At 60.0% G+C, this 15,054-nt stretch carries 11 protein-coding genes and 1 tRNA gene; 6 read left to right on the top strand and 6 right to left on the bottom strand.

All coding sequences use genetic code 11. The features are described 5' to 3' along the window. Positions 1-38 precede the first annotated feature (38 nt). The 5 genes from WNY61_RS12840 to pdxH all read right to left on the bottom strand — a co-directional run bounded on the left by WNY61_RS12840 (position 39) and on the right by pdxH (position 6,189). A complete protein-coding gene (locus tag WNY61_RS12840; protein WP_342851813.1) occupies positions 39-3,692 on the bottom strand; it encodes a vitamin B12-dependent ribonucleotide reductase in 3,654 nt (1,217 codons plus the stop codon). Positions 3,693-4,391: 699 nt separating this feature from the next. Next, positions 4,392-4,468 (bottom strand) — tRNA-Pro (locus WNY61_RS12835). Positions 4,469-4,545: 77 nt separating this feature from the next. Continuing rightward, positions 4,546-5,043 carry a DUF192 domain-containing protein gene (locus WNY61_RS12830; protein WP_342851812.1) on the bottom strand — a complete coding sequence of 166 codons (498 nt, stop codon included), beginning with the start codon at positions 5,041-5,043 and terminating at the stop codon, positions 4,546-4,548. Next, the gene (locus WNY61_RS12825; RefSeq protein WP_342851848.1) at positions 5,019-5,555 is read right to left on the bottom strand and encodes a cold shock domain-containing protein; all 537 of its coding nucleotides are present in this window, start codon (positions 5,553-5,555) and stop codon (positions 5,019-5,021) included. Before WNY61_RS12825 ends, WNY61_RS12830 begins: the two co-directional genes overlap by 25 nt. A 28-nt stretch (positions 5,556-5,583) precedes the next feature. Beyond that, positions 5,584-6,189, bottom strand: coding sequence for a pyridoxamine 5'-phosphate oxidase (pdxH, locus tag WNY61_RS12820; RefSeq protein WP_342851811.1), 606 nt, complete (start codon positions 6,187-6,189; stop codon positions 5,584-5,586). A 238-nt stretch (positions 6,190-6,427) separates the two neighbouring features. On the opposite strand from pdxH, the gene fabI reads away from it, so the two are divergent. From fabI to WNY61_RS12790, 6 genes are read left to right on the top strand one after another with little or no spacing between them, the layout of a single operon-like run. Further along, positions 6,428-7,234 (top strand): enoyl-ACP reductase FabI, encoded by an 807-nt coding sequence (gene fabI / locus WNY61_RS12815; RefSeq protein WP_342851810.1) that lies wholly within the window; start codon positions 6,428-6,430, stop codon positions 7,232-7,234. 57 nt (positions 7,235-7,291) lie between these two features. Next, the gene (gene gpt, locus WNY61_RS12810) at positions 7,292-7,825 is read left to right on the top strand and encodes a xanthine phosphoribosyltransferase (RefSeq protein ID WP_342851809.1); all 534 of its coding nucleotides are present in this window, start codon (positions 7,292-7,294) and stop codon (positions 7,823-7,825) included. Positions 7,826-7,872: 47 nt separating this feature from the next. Next, positions 7,873-9,054 carry an aminotransferase gene (locus tag WNY61_RS12805; RefSeq protein WP_342851808.1) on the top strand — a complete coding sequence of 394 codons (1,182 nt, stop codon included), beginning with the start codon at positions 7,873-7,875 and terminating at the stop codon, positions 9,052-9,054. A gap of 30 nt (positions 9,055-9,084) precedes the next feature. Further along, on the top strand, positions 9,085-10,929 hold the full coding sequence (locus tag WNY61_RS12800; RefSeq protein ID WP_342851807.1) for a peptidyl-prolyl cis-trans isomerase: 1,845 nt from the start codon (positions 9,085-9,087) through the stop codon (positions 10,927-10,929). A gap of 12 nt (positions 10,930-10,941) precedes the next feature. Then, positions 10,942-12,453: an anthranilate synthase component I gene (gene trpE / locus WNY61_RS12795; protein WP_342851806.1), complete on the top strand. Its 1,512-nt coding sequence runs from the start codon at positions 10,942-10,944 to the stop codon at positions 12,451-12,453. 2 nt (positions 12,454-12,455) lie between these two features. Continuing rightward, positions 12,456-13,496, top strand: a complete 1,041-nt coding sequence (locus WNY61_RS12790; protein ID WP_342851805.1) for a succinylglutamate desuccinylase/aspartoacylase family protein — start codon at positions 12,456-12,458, stop codon at positions 13,494-13,496. 12 nt (positions 13,497-13,508) lie between these two features. On the opposite strand, the gene WNY61_RS12785 is transcribed toward WNY61_RS12790, so the two are convergent. Then, positions 13,509-15,044, bottom strand: a complete 1,536-nt coding sequence (locus WNY61_RS12785) for a divergent polysaccharide deacetylase family protein (protein ID WP_342851804.1) — start codon at positions 15,042-15,044, stop codon at positions 13,509-13,511. Positions 15,045-15,054: the final 10 nt, after the last annotated feature.

Genomic DNA, 15,054 nt, shown 5'->3' with positions numbered 1-15,054 from the left:
ATGCTTGGCATATCACTATTCCTAGACAGATAGACGTATCAAGAACACCCGTTCGTGGAACCGCAGGTGTTGCACTTCATGCAAGTGCCGTTGCGCACCAGTGTGTAGTTACCGCATTCGCCGCATGCCTCGCCTTCATAGCCTTGCATTTTGGCCTTGGTCCGCGCGTCGAAGCCAACCGCGCGGGACGCGTCTGTGGCCGGGTCTTTCACCGCCACGGCCAAAGCGCTGGCGCTGCCGGTATCCGCTATGGGTCGCAAGCCATGGCTTGCATTGATGTTTTGCCCCCCTTGTAAGACCACCAATTCCTGCGGCAGACGGTTGCGCAAATAGCCGGAGGAACTGATCTGTTTCAGCACTTCCAATGATTTGTTTGCCGCACCTTCGCTTAGCTCGCTAACGTTGGCCAAGTTCTCTTCCTCACCACGACCCAGGTCGTCGAACGTGGCCCCCTCGGGCTTTACATGCGCCAGATCGGTTCGGTCGAGGTAAGACACGGCCAACTCCCGGAACACATAATCAAGGATAGAGGTCGCCTGTTTGATGCTGTCGTTGCCCTGCACCATGCCTGCGGGCTCGAATTTCGTGAAGGTGAAAGCGTCGACGAACTCTTCAAGTGGCACGCCGTATTGAAGACCTACGGAGACAGCGATGGCAAAGTTGTTCATCATTGCGCGGAAACCCGCACCTTCCTTGTGCATGTCGATGAAGATCTCGCCCAGCTTGCCGTCTTCGTATTCGCCGGTGCGCAGATAGACTTTGTGCCCGCCCACATTCGCCTTTTGGGTATAGCCCTTGCGGCGTTGTGGCATCTTCTCGCGGTGCGACTTGATGATCTCTTTGATGATCACCTTTTCGACGATCTTCTCGGCCAGTACGGCAGCCTTTTCGTGGGGCGTTCCGCTTTCCAGCGTCTCGGCGGCATCTTCGTCGTCTTCGACAAGGGCGGCGGCCAGCGGCTGGCTCAGCTTTGAGCCGTCACGGTAAAGCGCGTTGGCTTTGATGCCTAAGGACCAGCTAAGCTCATACGCATTCTGGCAGTCTTCGATGGTCGCATCATTCGGCATGTTGATCGTCTTAGAGATCGCCCCCGAAATAAAGCTCTGCGCCGCCGCCATCATGTAGATGTGGCTATTGACCGACAGGTAGCGTTTGCCCTTTTTTCCGCAGGGATTGGCGCAATCGAAGATACCGTAGTGCTCTTTTTTCAGATGCGGCGCACCTTCCAGCGTCATAGTACCGCAAACGTGGTCGTTGGCCGCTTCGATATCTGCCTTAGAGAAGCCCAAAGAACGGAGCAGATCGAAGGTGGGATCGTTCAGCTTTTCTGTTGGAATGCCCAGCACTTGCGTGCAGAAGGCTTCGCCCAACGTCCACTGATTAAAGACGAAACGGATGTCGAAGGCCTGCTTTAGTGCGGCATCAACCTTCGCCAACTCGTTTGCGCCAAAGCCGTGGCCTGCCAATGTTGTATGGTTAATGCTCGGCGCATTGCCGATGGTGCCGTGGCCCACCGCGTAGCTGACGATCTCTTCGATCTGGGCAGAACCGTAACCGAGCTTTTCAAGCGCGGCAGGCACGGACTGGTTGATGATTTTGAAGTAGCCACCACCTGCGAGCTTTTTGAATTTCACCAGCGCGAAGTCCGGCTCGATCCCCGTTGTGTCGCAGTCCATCACCAGACCGATGGTGCCGGTGGGCGCGATAACCGAGGTTTGCGCATTGCGATACCCATGTGCCTCGCCCAATTTCAGTGCCTCATCCCAGCAGGATTTGGCCACGTCTACCAACCCGTCCTGTGGGCAATTGGCGTGATCCAGAGGCACCGGCTTGACCGAAAGCTGCTCGTACCCCTCCGCCTCGCCATAGGCCGCTTGACGGTGATTGCGGATGACACGCAGCATATGCGCGGCATTTTTGGTGTAGCCGGGGAATGCGCCCAACTCGCCCGCCATCTCGGCAGAGGTCGCATAGGCCACGCCGGTCATGATCGCAGTCAGCGCACCGCCAAGGGCGCGGCCCTCGTCGCTGTCATAGGAATAGCCCATGTTCATCAGCAACCCGCCGATGTTCGCGTAGCCCAGACCAAGCGTGCGGAAGTCATAAGACCGCTGCGCGATTTCCTTCGAAGGAAACTGCGCCATCATCACCGAGATTTCCAGCGTTACGGTCCAGAGGCGGCTGGCGTGCATATAGTCTTCGACTTGGAACTCACCGTCCTTGAGGAAGGTCAACAAGTTCATTGAAGCCAAGTTACAGGCCGTATCGTCGAGGAACATGTATTCTGAGCACGGGTTCGAGCCACGGATCGCGCCATCTTCGGGGCACGTGTGCCAGTCATTGACGGTGTCGTGGTACTGGATGCCCGGATCGGCGCACGCCCAGGCGGCGTGGCCGACCTGATCCCAAAGGTCACGGGCCCGGATCGTCTTGGTCACGCGGTTCTCGGTGCGGCTGATCAATTCCCAATCGGCGTCTTTTTCGACGGCTGTAAGGAAAGCATTGGTGACACGAATCGAGTTGTTAGAGTTTTGACCGGAGACAGAGCTATAAGCTTCCGAATCCCAGTCAGTGTCATAGGTCGGGAATTCGATAGAGGTGTGGCCCTGCTTGGCATAGTCCAGCACCCGTTTGACGTAAGTCTCGGGGATCGCGACCTTTTTGGCTTCGCGGATCGCCTGCTTCAACTGATCGTTCTTGGCCGGGTCATAGGCATCTTCTGCCTTGCCGTCCCATGCTTTGATCGCGTCAAATAGCAGGTTCAGTTTCTGCTCGTGCATTTTAGAGCCTGCCACGATTGACGCGACCTTCTGCTCTTCGAGCACCTTCCAGTTGATGAAGTCCTGAATATCGGGGTGGTCGGCATCGACGATCACCATTTTGGCTGCGCGGCGGGTGGTGCCGCCGGATTTGATGGCGCCTGCGGCGCGGTCCCCGATCTTAAGGAACCCCATCAAACCCGACGACTTGCCGCCGCCCGACAGCTTCTCGCCCTCTCCGCGGAGCGATGAAAAGTTAGTGCCTGTGCCTGAGCCGTATTTGAACAGTCGCGCTTCGCGAACCCAGAGGTCCATGATGCCACCGTCGCCCACCAGATCATCTGCGACGGACTGGATGAAGCAGGCATGCGGCTGCGGATGCTCATAGGAAGATTGTGAACGGGTCAGTTTCCCGGTTTTGTAGTCGACATAGTAATGTCCCTGCGCCGGACCATCGATGCCGTAGGCCCAGTGTAGACCAGTGTTGAACCACTGTGGGCTATTGGGTGCTGCACGCTGACTGGCCAGCATATGGCGCATTTCGCCGTAATATGCTTTGGCGTCTTCCTCGGTGGTAAAATAACCGCCCTTCCAGCCCCAATAGGCCCACGCGCCCGCCAAACGGTCGAACACTTGCTTGGAGGAGAACTCTCCGCCCAGGGTTGCGTCTTCGGTTGGGACAGAGCGCCACAGGAATTCCGGCACCCCCTTTTCTTTCACGCGGCGGGTCTCGCTCGGGACGCCGGCCTTGCGGAAGTATTTCTGCGCGATCACGTCGCTTGCGACCTGGCTCCAGGATTTGGGCACTTCGACATTGTCGAGCTTGAACACCACCGAACCGTCAGGATTGCGGATTTCCGACACCGTGGTGACAAAGTCCAAATCCGCGTAGGCGTCCTGCCCGGCTTTAGTGAAATTACGTTCAATTTTCATTGTCGAGGCCTCATATCCAGCATTTCAAATCGCAAGCCGATCCGCCCCCCGGCAAACCGCCTCATCCCCTTTTTTCTGGCAGCAGCAACAGGTCCTCCATCTACCGCTTGCAAAATAGCAAGCGGTCCCAAATTTACCGGAAGGTTGGTTCTTATACCCTGTCCCACTGCCAAAGCGCCTGCCTGCGTTTACCACAACATCTTGTGGCGCTCTTATTGACTTACACAAACTGGCGTAGATGGGACTAATCGGTCAACGGTTTTTTTACGAATTATTCTGTCACTGTCGGTTGACCGAGGCCTGCCAGTTTGCACGCATCAAACCTTTGGTGATTCAGCCCCAGGATATCCCCAGAGATACCCGCAGGCCCGCGCCGGAGCTGATTTTCAAATAATCTTTTGCGGCGGCAGGGTTAGCAGGTGAGATTTATAAATTGGATGAATTTTTCCACAGCGCGGCATGCCGCAAAGGTCGCTTAGCCATCAGTGGCCAGCCGTAGTTTGAAAAATGTGTCGCGAGCGACGGGCCTCGCGGCTCGTTCTGTGCGACCGAGGCAGAATCATCACGCTATGGGCAATGATTCCCGACAACCTGCCAGAAATCAGGCAGGGAACACTATATCTTGTGCGGAAAGGAAAGTTTCCAACAATGGCGGCTTTGAAAGCGATTATACGCTTCAATCCCGACACTGAAAGAAAGTGGTCGGAGCGAGAGGATTCGAACCTCCGACCCCCTGTACCCAAAACAGGTGCGCTACCAGGCTGCGCCACGCTCCGACTGACGCTTCTTTAGCTATAAGCGGGACGATTGAAAAGCCCCGATTGGTGATAAAATTGCGAAATCTGTGAAGTCTTTAGCACGGCCAAGCGGGAGCGTTCTCTGCAAAGGCCGGATGGCGGATCTCACTTCCCTCTGAGATGCCCATTCGTTTCGCCAAACCGCCGTTAATCTCCAACACCGACAAAAGATCATCGCCGCCGAGAATCGGTGTTTCGTCCAAGGGTTTTGCGGAATGGTGAATCGTCTGCACAACACCACGCGCGTCGATGAACAGTAAATCCAACGGAATCAGCGTATTGCGCATCCAAAAGCTGAGCGGCTGTGGTGTCTCATAAAGAAAGAGCATCCCCGCACTCAGCGGCAAAGAACGGCGGTGCATCAGTCCCTGGGCGCGCTCGGCTGGGTCATCCGCAATCTCGACAGAGAATCGCGCCTTGCCCCAATCGCCCCGCATCGTCACCGTATCCGCGCGGCAGACCTCAGCCACCGCCGAACCGGCAAGCAGCACGCCAGCAAGCGCCGCCCCCGCCACATGTCCCAACGCCCTCAGGCGTCTATCACCGTATCCCATGAACTTACCTCCGCCGCCAAATGGCCCCGATCGCCAACTATAACACGCATGGCAAGCGCTTCGCCCGGTTGCAAATCACAAAGTCCGGATTGGCGCAGCACATCTATATGTAGAAACACATCCTCTGCGCGGCCAAAGACATTTGCAAACCCGAATCCTTTGGCCTTGTCGAACCATTTCACGCGCGCCGGCTCGAACTCGGCAGCGGCAAGCTCCTCGGGATCAAATCCTTCGAAATCGACCACGGCGGCGGGGAGTTCGCTGGGCGGCTCGACAAACAAAACTTCAACGGCTTGGGCGCCGCGGTCTGTTTGCTGCACGCGTATCGTTATGCGCGCCCCATCTGCGATCGAGCTTTGGCCGAAATTGCGCAAGACATTAACATGAAGCAAGATGTCCGACCCACCCGCATCAGCCACGACAAAGCCGAACCCTTTAACCGGATCGAACCATTTCACCACGCCATCGAAGAGACCTTGGGTCTCTGCTGGTTTCGCTTCGTTTTCAGACATGTCTTTCATCGCTTCACAAGCCATACCGTCATGGATTTAGCCGGGTGACCGCCCAAGGCGCCGCAACATCGGCCCGGCGCCATTGAAAGCGGTCATGCAAACGGAACTCGCCATCGGCCCAAAATTCAATTTCTAATGGGGCGATGCGATACCCCCCCCAAAACGGCGGACGCTTGGGGTTCACCCCATGCTGTGCGGTGACTTTCGCCACTTCGGCCATCAACGCGCCCCGCCCCGATAGAGGTTGCGACTGACGCGAGGCCCAAGCGCCCAAGCGGCTCTTAAGCGAGCGCGACGCGTAATAGGCATCAGCCTGCGGCCCGTCTTCGCGGGCAATCAACCCACGCACCCGCACCTGACGGCGCAGAGATTTCCAATGCATGACAAAAGCCGCTTTGCCCGCGCTATCCAGCTCTTGGGCCTTTTGGCTCTCGTAATTGGTGTAGAAAACAAAGGCATCCGCTTCGATCTCTTTCAGCAGCACCATCCGGGCGTTTGGCAGACCTTGCGAATCTACCGTGCTCAGCGCGATGGCATTAGGATCATTCGGCTCACGCGCTTCTGCTTCGGTTAGCCAACGTTGCGCGATTGCAAAGGGGTCATCCCCTGCAAAGATACCTGTCCGCGTCTCCATTCGGCATCCCCTTTTAGAGTGTTTGAGCCTGTGACCGGTTCTATGCCGGAGTCTGAGTTATTCGCTAAGACATTAGTTAACGATGAGCAACTCAAAGGACAACCTCACCCAATTTCCGTCAGTTAGCTGCCGGTCTTATGGAAAATGACGCGCGGCAACGCGCGCGTGCAGTCTTGATGGTGGCGCTGCAATCGCCTAGACCAAGGCAACCAAAACGGAACATAGACAAGGCGGCGGAATGGGAAACGAATTGATGCGGGGCAAGCGCGGGCTCATCATGGGTCTTGCGAATGACAAATCCATCGCATGGGGCGTGGCCAAAGCGCTGGCCGATGCAGGGGCCGAACTGGCCTTTTCCTATCAAGGCGATGCGCTGAAAAAGCGTGTGGTTCCGCTGGCCGAGCAATTGGGCAGCGACATCGTTCTGCCCTGCGACGTGGGCGATGAGGCGTCGATCGACGCGATGTTTGACGGGCTGAAAGAACGTTGGGACGGGCTTGATTTCATCGTTCACGCCATTGGATTTTCCGACAAGGGGGAACTGCGGGGCCGCTATGTTGATACCAGCCGTGGTAACTTCACCATGTCGATGGATATTTCGGTTTATTCTTTCACCGCCGTGATGCAGCGCGCGGAAAAGATGATGTCGCCCGGTGCCAGCGCCCTGACGCTGACGTACTACGGTGCCGAGAAAGTCATGCCGCATTATAATGTGATGGGTGTGGCCAAGGCTGCACTTGAGGCGTCTGTAAAATACTTGGCCGAAGACCTCGGCAAAGACGGCATCCGCGTCAACGCGATCTCTGCCGGGCCGATCAAGACGCTGGCCGCCTCCGGCATCGGCGATTTCCGCTACATCATGAAATGGAACGAGTACAACTCGCCCCTGCGCCGCAATGTCACCACCGAGGATGTCGGCAAGGCCGCCCTCTTCTTGCTGTCGGATCTGGGCAGCGGCACGACGGGTGAAAACCTGCATGTCGACGCGGGCTATCACGTTGTCGGCATGAAGGCGGTTGACGCGCCTGACATGTCCAAGGAATAACGCGCCCCAAACCACATTCCGCGCGGGTTCCCGCGCCAGCTGCTGCAAAGGAACATCATGAGCACCGAAAAGGACGCCTCGCGCCTGCCCCACGAAAAGGGATTTCACATTTCTTGGGACCAAATCCACCGTGACAGCCGCGCGCTGGCGTGGCGGCTGGATGGGCTGGGCCCCGACAATGGCGCGTGGCGTGCTGTGGTGGCGATCACCCGTGGCGGGATGGCCCCGGCGATGATCGTCGCGCGGGAGTTGGACATCCGCACGGTCGATACGATCTCGGTCATGTCCTACCATTCGGGCGGCGGCGCTGCAGACCAGCGACGCGAGGCGAAGGTGCTCAAATCACCGGACAAAGAGATGATGGGCGATGGCACCGGCATCCTGATCGTCGATGATCTGGTCGACAGCGGCAAAACCATCGAACTGGTGCGCGAGCTTTACCCCAATGCCCATTTCGCCACCGTCTATGCCAAGCCCGAAGGCGAGCCGCAGGTCGATACTTTCATCACCGGCGTCAGCCAAGACACATGGATTTTCTTCCCATGGGACATGGCCCTGCAATACGTCGAACCCTACCGTGGCAAGGACTGAGGCGGCCTAGGCCACCTTCCCTGCCCCTTATCTGACCGGATATACCCATGTCGCTTTCGCGCACCGCCACCACATTCTTCCCTCCGGTGATGGAGGCGCGGCGCTGGCTGGATGGCGTGACATTCAGCGCTGACCGTCCGCTGATCAACGTAAGCCAAGCCGCCCCCGTCGATCCGCCCCCCGAAGGGCTGCGCCGGGCGATGGCCGACGTCACGCTGAACAACGATGAGGCGCATCTCTATGGCCCCGTGTTGGGCCTGCCGGAACTGCGCGCAGAATTGGCACGGCAAACGGCTGAGAAATACGCTGGCGTGGTGACCGACGAACAGGTCTGCATCACCTCGGGCTGCAACCAAGCCTTCGCCGCCGCCATTGCCACGCTATGTGGTGAGGGTGACGAGGTGATCATCCCGACGCCTTGGTACTTCAACCACAAAATGTGGCTCGACATGAGCGGCGTAACTGCGGTGCCACTGCCCGTAGAAGCCGACATGTTGCCCGATCCGGAAAAGGCCGCCGCATCCATTACCCCGCGCACCCGCGCCATCGCCCTCGTCACGCCGAACAACCCCGGCGGTGTGGAGTATCCCGCAGCCCTTGTGCAGGCGTTCTTTGATCTGGCCCGCCGCCATGGCCTTGCGCTGATCCTAGATGAAACCTACCGCGACTTTCACAGCCGCCCCGGCCCGCCCCACGCGCTGTTCAGTGACCCGGATTGGCATGACACGCTGATACACCTCTACTCCTTCTCCAAGGCCTACCGCCTGACCGGCCACCGCGTCGGCGCGTTGATCGCCAGCAAGGCGCGGCTGGCGGAGGTGGAAAAGTTTCTCGACACTGTGGCGATCTGCCCTGCGCAGATCGGCCAGCACGGCGCGCTCTGGGGGATGCAGAACCTAAGCGCGTGGCTCGCCGGCGAGCGCGAAGAGATCCTCGCCCGCCGCGCCGCGATTTCCGCGCTGATGCCCAAGATCGAACCGCTGGGTTGGGAGCTCCTGGGCCTTGGCGGCTATTTCGCCTATATGCGTCATCCGTTTGGCATGTCATCGGCGGAACTGGCGCCGCAACTGGTGCGCGATGCAGGCGTGCTTTGCCTGCCCGGCACGATGTTCCAGCCCAAGGGTGACGCGCGCGGTGAAAGCCAATTGCGCATCGCCTTTGCCAACCTCGATGCAGATGGCCTAAACGTGCTTTTCGACAGGCTTGCAGCCCTGCCACGCAACGCATAGACAGGTCCGAAATTAACGAGGGACCGTGTCATGGCCAAAAAAGGCTTCAGCTTTTCGAAAACCGCCGTTTGGGTCTTGATGGGCCTGCTTATTTTGGGTCTGGGCGGCTTTGGCGCGATCAATCTCAGTGGCAATCTGCGCAGCATCGGCAGCGTGGGTGACAAGTCCATTTCGGTCGATCAATACGCCCGCCAGTTGCAGCAGGAAATCCGCGCCATTGAGGCGCAAACTGGCGAAAGCCTGTCGTTTGCCCGCGCGCAGGAAATGGGCCTCGACCGCGCCGTTTTGCAGCGCATTGTTCGCAACCGCGCGCTGGACCACGAGGCAGCAGAGATGGGCCTCTCCATCGGCGACGCCACCCTGCGTGATGAGATCGTCGCGATCTCGGCTTTCCAAGGCATCGATGGCAATTTTGATCGCGAAGGCTATCGGTTTGCCCTCCAGCAGAGCGGCATGAGCGAGGCGGAATTTGAGACGTCTATCCGCGAAGAATCCGCCCGTGGTTTGCTGCAACGCGCGGTTCTGGGCGGCGTTTCCATGCCTGACACCTATGCGCGCACCTTGGTGGATTATGTCGCCGAAGAGCGCAGCTTCACTTGGGCACGGCTGAGCGCGGATGACCTCGACACGCCCGTGGCCGAGCCCACCGAAGAGGAGCTTCAGGCCTATTACGACGCCAACGCCGATGACTTTATGCTGCCTGCCAGCAAAAGCATCACCTACGCGTGGCTGCGCCCCGAAGACCTGCTGGACGAAGTAGAAGTGCCCGAAGAAGAGTTGCGCGCCGAATATGACGCCCGCAGCAGTGAATATGATCAGCCCGAACGTCGCTTGGTCGAACGTCTGGTTTTTGCCAACCAAGAGGCCGCCGATCAAGCCGCTGCGGCACTGGAAGTCAACGGCACCACCTTTGAAGCTTTGGTCGAAGAGCGTGGTCTGGCACTGGCCGACGTAGATATGGGCGATGTCGCTAAATCCGATCTTGATGGTGCAGGCGACGCGGTCTTTTCCGCCGAAAGCGGCGCGATCGTTGGCCCACTGCCCAGCTCGCTTGGCCCAGCCCTTTTCCGCGTGAACGCCATCCTGCCCGCGCAGAATGTGCCGTTCGAAGAGGCGCGTGAGGTGCTCGAGGAAACCCTCGCGATTTCCCGCGCGACCCGCGCTGTGGAGGCCCGTGCTCAAGAGATTGACGATCGTCTCGCTGGGGGTGCCACGCTGGAAGACCTCGGCAAGGAAACCAAGATGAACCTCGGCACCATCGATTGGACCGAAGACAGCAGCGGTGGCATCGCCGCCTATGGGGCCTTCCGTGAGGCCGCCGCTGGTCTTAGCGCGGATGCCTTCCCTCAGATCGACCAACTCGACGACGGCGGTATCTTTGCCATGCGCCTTGATGAGACCAAGCCAGAGCGGCCCAATCCCTTCGATGCCGCCCGCGCAGAGGTAGAAGCCGCCTGGCGCAACGCACAGATCGTTGACGCCCTGACGGCTAAGGCCGAAAACCTGACTGCCGATCTGGCCGACGAAGGTGCCTTTGAAGCCGCAGGTCTTGAGCCGCAGCTTGGCGAAGGCATGACCCGCAGCTCCTATGTTGACGGCACGCCCGACACCTTCATGGATCAGGTTTTTGACCTCGACGAAGGCGGCGTGGCTGTGCTTCCGGCGGGCGACCATGTTGTGGTTCTGCGGGTTGATTCCGTAACGGCTGCAGGCGATAACGATCAGACCCAAGCGCTCATGGGCCGTCTGTCGCAGCAGCTGGATCAAGCGCTGGCCCAAGGTCTTTTCGATATATACAGCGACGCAGTGATGCGCGATGCCGATCCCCAGATCGACCAACGCGCGGTCAGTGCCGTGCATGTGAACTTTCCCTGATAGGCAGTTTTGATGGCCCTAACCCCGGATTTCGACACTTTCGCCCGCGCCTATGAAGCGGGCGAAAATCAGATCGTCTACACCCGCCTCGCCGCCGATCTCGATACGCCTGTGTCATTGATGCTGAAACTCACCGGCGCGGCAGAGAATGCCTTTGTGTTGGAATCCGTCACCGGCGGCGACGTGCGCGGGCGCTATTCGATCATCGGCATGAAGCCTGATCTGATCTGGCGCTGTCGAGGGGAGACCGCAGCCCTTAACCGCGCGGCCCGCTATGACGCGGATGCCTTTGAGGACATGCCCGGCGCTCCGCTGGACCGTTTGCGAGACGTCATCGCGGAATCGCGGATCACCTTGCCCGATGATCTGCCCCAAGCTGCTGCGGGCCTCTTTGGCTATCTCGGCTATGACATGATCCGGCTGGTTGAACATCTGCCCAATGTGAACCCTGACCCTCTGGGCCTGCCTGATGCGGTGATGATGCGCCCGTCGGTGGTGGCCGTGCTGGATGGCGTGAAGGGCGAAGTCACCATCGTTTCCCCCGCTTGGGTGTCTGACGGTCAGACCGCCCGCGCCGCCTATGCCCAAGCTGCCGAACGGGTGATGGACGCGGTGCGCGATCTGGAACGCGCCATGCCGCAAACCTCCCGCGATCTGGGTGACCCAGAAGACGCGCCAGAATCGGTCAGCAACTTCACCCATGAGGGTTACAAAGCTGCCGTAGAAAAAGCGCGTGAATACATTGTCGCGGGCGATATCTTTCAGGTGGTGCCGAGCCAGCGTTGGGCTCAAGGTTTCACGCAGCCGCCCTTCGCGCTCTACCGCAGCCTGCGCCGCACCAACCCCTCGCCGTTCATGTTCTATTTCAACTTCAGCGGCTTCCATGTGGTCGGCGCGAGCCCCGAAATTCTCGTGCGGGTCTTCGGCAACGAAGTCACCATCCGCCCCATCGCTGGCACCCGCAAACGCGGTGCCACACCGGAGGAGGACCGCGCGCTAGAAGCCGATCTGCTAAGCGATCCCAAAGAACTTGCCGAACACCTCATGCTGCTCGATCTGGGCCGCAATGACGTAGGCCGGGTTGCCAAAATCGGCACCGTGCGCCCGACGGAAGAGTTCATCGTTGAGCGCTACAGCCACGTCATGCACATCGTCTCCAACGTGGTCGGTGAGCTGCGCGAGGGCTGCGATGCGCTCGACGCTTTCTTTGCCGGGATGCCAGCTGGTACTGTCTCTGGCGCGCCAAAGGTCCGCGCGATGGAGATCATCGACGAGTTGGAACCCGAAAAGCGTGGCGTCTATGGCGGCGGCGTGGGCTACTTCAGCGCTGGCGGCGACATGGACATGTGCATCGCCCTGCGCACGGCGGTGGTGAAGGACGAAACACTTTATATTCAAGCCGGTGGCGGCGTTGTCTATGACAGCGACCCAGAGGCTGAGTTTATGGAAACCGTCCATAAATCCGGTGCAATCCGCCGCGCTGCAGCCGACGCCTCGCGCTTTGGCGGTAAAGGGAACAACTGACCATGCCGAACCGTGCCCCCTTTCAGATCGCGGGGCATTCCGTCGCCCCCGGCAGCAGCCTTGCGGTTGACCTGCCCGTCTCGATCCTGCCGGATCATACGCCGGTGCATCTGTCGCTTGAGATCTTTCACGGCAGGCGTCCGGGGCCGACGATGTTTGTCTCTGCCGCTGTGCATGGGGATGAGGTCATTGGCGTTGAGATTACGCGCCGCCTGCTGCGCGCGCCGCAACTTAGCGCTCTGCGGGGCACGCTGATCGTGGTGCCGGTGGTGAACTCTTTCGGCTTTCTCAACCGCTCACGCTACCTGCCCGACCGCCGCGATCTGAACCGTTGTTTCCCCGGCTCGCCTTCGGGCAGCCTTGGCGCGCGGCTGGCCCATATCTTCCTGCAAGAGGTGGTACTGCGCTGTGATTTCGGTGTTGATCTGCATTCAGCGGCGATTCACCGCACGAACCTGCCGCAGGTGCGTGTTTCGCCCGCTGACAGGGTGACCCAGCAGATGGCGATGGATTTCGGCGCGCCCGTGGTGCTGACCTCGCCGCTGCGGGACGGTTCCTTGCGCGCGGTCGCGGCGAAACAAGGCACGCCGATTTTGCTTTATGAGGCTGGCGAAGGGCTGCGCTTTGACGAAATGGCCGTCCGTGCGGGGCTTGCGGGGATCCTGCGGGTCATGCGCGGCCAAGACATGCTGCCCGCCAAGGGCATCGCCCGTGCCCGTAGCGCGCCCTATATCTGCACCGCGTCCCACTGGCTGCGCGCCCCTGCGGGCGGGCTTTTGCGCACCTTCCGCGCCGAGGGAGAGACCGTGGCCGAAGGCGAACTGCTCGCCATCGTGTCAGACCCGTTTGGCAAAGAAGAGGCCGAGCTTTTGGCCGATGCGCCGGGGATCCTGATTGGGCGCGCGATGTTGCCGGTGGTGAACGAAGGCGATGCAGTCTTTCACCTCGCCAAGCTTGGCCCCCGCGCGGCAGAGGCAACCGTTGACGATCTGGCCAGCCAGTTAGAAGAAGACCCGCTCTTTGACGAAGACGAGATTATCTAATCCTGCGCGAGGTCACTCCTTGCGCAGCAACACCGCAGAGATCGGAACCAAAGCCACATCATTGATGCGGTCCTGCAACCCCCAGAGCAGCAGTGCCGAGACGGTATCGGGCCGCAGACGGCCCAGCATAATTACCGCCCCCTCCTGCCCGGCCCTGAACGCTGCCTGATCAAGAAAGCGGCGGATCACCCGCGCGGTCTGATCCTTGCTATCAAAGTCACGAAACACCGGATCCGCAGGCACGCCCGCCTTCCGCGCCAGTTTTGGCATGGTGTTAAGCCCTTTGTCCTGCGTCACCAGCCCGTGGCCGGACTGCGCGAGGATATCCGTCACCTGATCGGTCAGCGCACGGCTGCCCTGAAAGCCGCTCTCTGTCCCTTCGAGCACCCCAACGACCGGGCCGATCCGGTCAAGTGTAGCGGCAAAGGCGGTCTCGGCATCGCTGGGCTGCGCGCCCTGCGGCAGATCGACCATCGCCAAGACCTCAAACCCGGCTTCGCGATAAATCTCTACCCGCTCTGCCGCATTGGGTAGTCCACTGTCGACGGCAAAGCTCAAAGGATATGGAAAACTACGCAGCGCGGCCAAGCCAGCGCTGCCTGCGGTGACTGAGGTGCCATCGTCGATCAAGACCACGCTCATCAGCGGTTTGCCCTCGACCTGCTCACTGGCAATGCTGTTGACCACCACGGGGCGCGGGTCTTCGATCACAGTTTCCGCGTCCCCATCCGTCGCGATATCCGCGCCGGGGCGGTTGATCACGACGCCGGTATTGCGGTCGGCCAAAGTGGCCGCAGGTGTGCCGATGGCCGGGCGGCTCGCAGCAACTGTCTCCTCGGGTTCTGAGGTGGTTTCGGCTTCCGGCTCCTCCACTGGCGCAGCGGCTTCGGCTTCTACGGCAGGCGCAGGGGCTTCGGCTTCTACGGGAGGCTCGGCCTCGGCCAGGTCAGTCTCTTCGGGCAGTGGCTCCGGCGATTCTTCTTCAACGGAGGCTTCTTCCGCTGGCAAGGTTATGGGATCGGCCTCCTCTACCTCCGGCGCTGCCATGCCCTGTGGGGCATCAAATGCGCCTTCGATACCAGCCACATCCGGCGCAGGCGGCTGCGCGGGTTCGGTGCTGATCGAAAGCTCATCGGCAGCCTGCGGCGCATCGGGGGCCATCGCCTGCGGATTGGGCAACACCGGTTCCTCCGCCCCCGGAGACGTCGGCGTCTGGCCCTCAGCTGCGGCGGGAGTGCTAAGCCCCTCTGCGCCGCCCGTCTCTGGCAGACTGGCCGAGGTCTGTGTGTCAGGGTCGAGCGCGGCAAGGCTGTCCTGCTCAGGCATATCAGCGCGCGGAGTGGGCGCATTCAACACAGGCGCGGAATCTCGGCTGCGCCCCTGATCCCCTGCATTCGTCACATCGATCCGCGCCGGAGCCGTTCCCGAGCCGGGTGCATCGCCCACCTGCGGCGGCAGCGGCAAGGGCATCATCAGCGACACCGCTCCGGCCACGCCGATGCTGGCCACACCGCCCCAAATCAGCCCGCTTAGAATTCCGCGTGCCATCTGCGCTACT

Source organism: Sulfitobacter sp. AS92 (genome assembly GCF_038900015.1).
In the GTDB taxonomy this organism is placed as follows: Bacteria; Pseudomonadota; Alphaproteobacteria; order Rhodobacterales; family Rhodobacteraceae; genus Sulfitobacter.
The sequence above is the reverse complement of the archived record's forward strand: the minus strand, read 5'-3'. Positions and strand labels throughout refer to the sequence as shown.

Coding starts and splice junctions, on each gene's coding strand:
- WNY61_RS12790 (WP_342851805.1), top strand. CDS start 12,456: ATGCCGAACCGTGCCCCCTTTCAGATCGCGGGGCATTCCGTCGCCCCC.
- WNY61_RS12800 (WP_342851807.1), top strand. CDS start 9,085: ATGGCCAAAAAAGGCTTCAGCTTTTCGAAAACCGCCGTTTGGGTCTTG.
- WNY61_RS12830 (WP_342851812.1), bottom strand. CDS start 5,043: ATGGGATACGGTGATAGACGCCTGAGGGCGTTGGGACATGTGGCGGGG.
- WNY61_RS12785 (WP_342851804.1), bottom strand. CDS start 15,044: ATGGCACGCGGAATTCTAAGCGGGCTGATTTGGGGCGGTGTGGCCAGC.
- WNY61_RS12805 (WP_342851808.1), top strand. CDS start 7,873: ATGTCGCTTTCGCGCACCGCCACCACATTCTTCCCTCCGGTGATGGAG.
- trpE (WP_342851806.1), top strand. CDS start 10,942: ATGGCCCTAACCCCGGATTTCGACACTTTCGCCCGCGCCTATGAAGCG.
- pdxH (WP_342851811.1), bottom strand. CDS start 6,189: ATGGAGACGCGGACAGGTATCTTTGCAGGGGATGACCCCTTTGCAATC.
- fabI (WP_342851810.1), top strand. CDS start 6,428: ATGGGAAACGAATTGATGCGGGGCAAGCGCGGGCTCATCATGGGTCTT.
- WNY61_RS12840 (WP_342851813.1), bottom strand. CDS start 3,692: ATGAAAATTGAACGTAATTTCACTAAAGCCGGGCAGGACGCCTACGCG.
- gpt (WP_342851809.1), top strand. CDS start 7,292: ATGAGCACCGAAAAGGACGCCTCGCGCCTGCCCCACGAAAAGGGATTT.
- WNY61_RS12825 (WP_342851848.1), bottom strand. CDS start 5,555: ATGTCTGAAAACGAAGCGAAACCAGCAGAGACCCAAGGTCTCTTCGAT.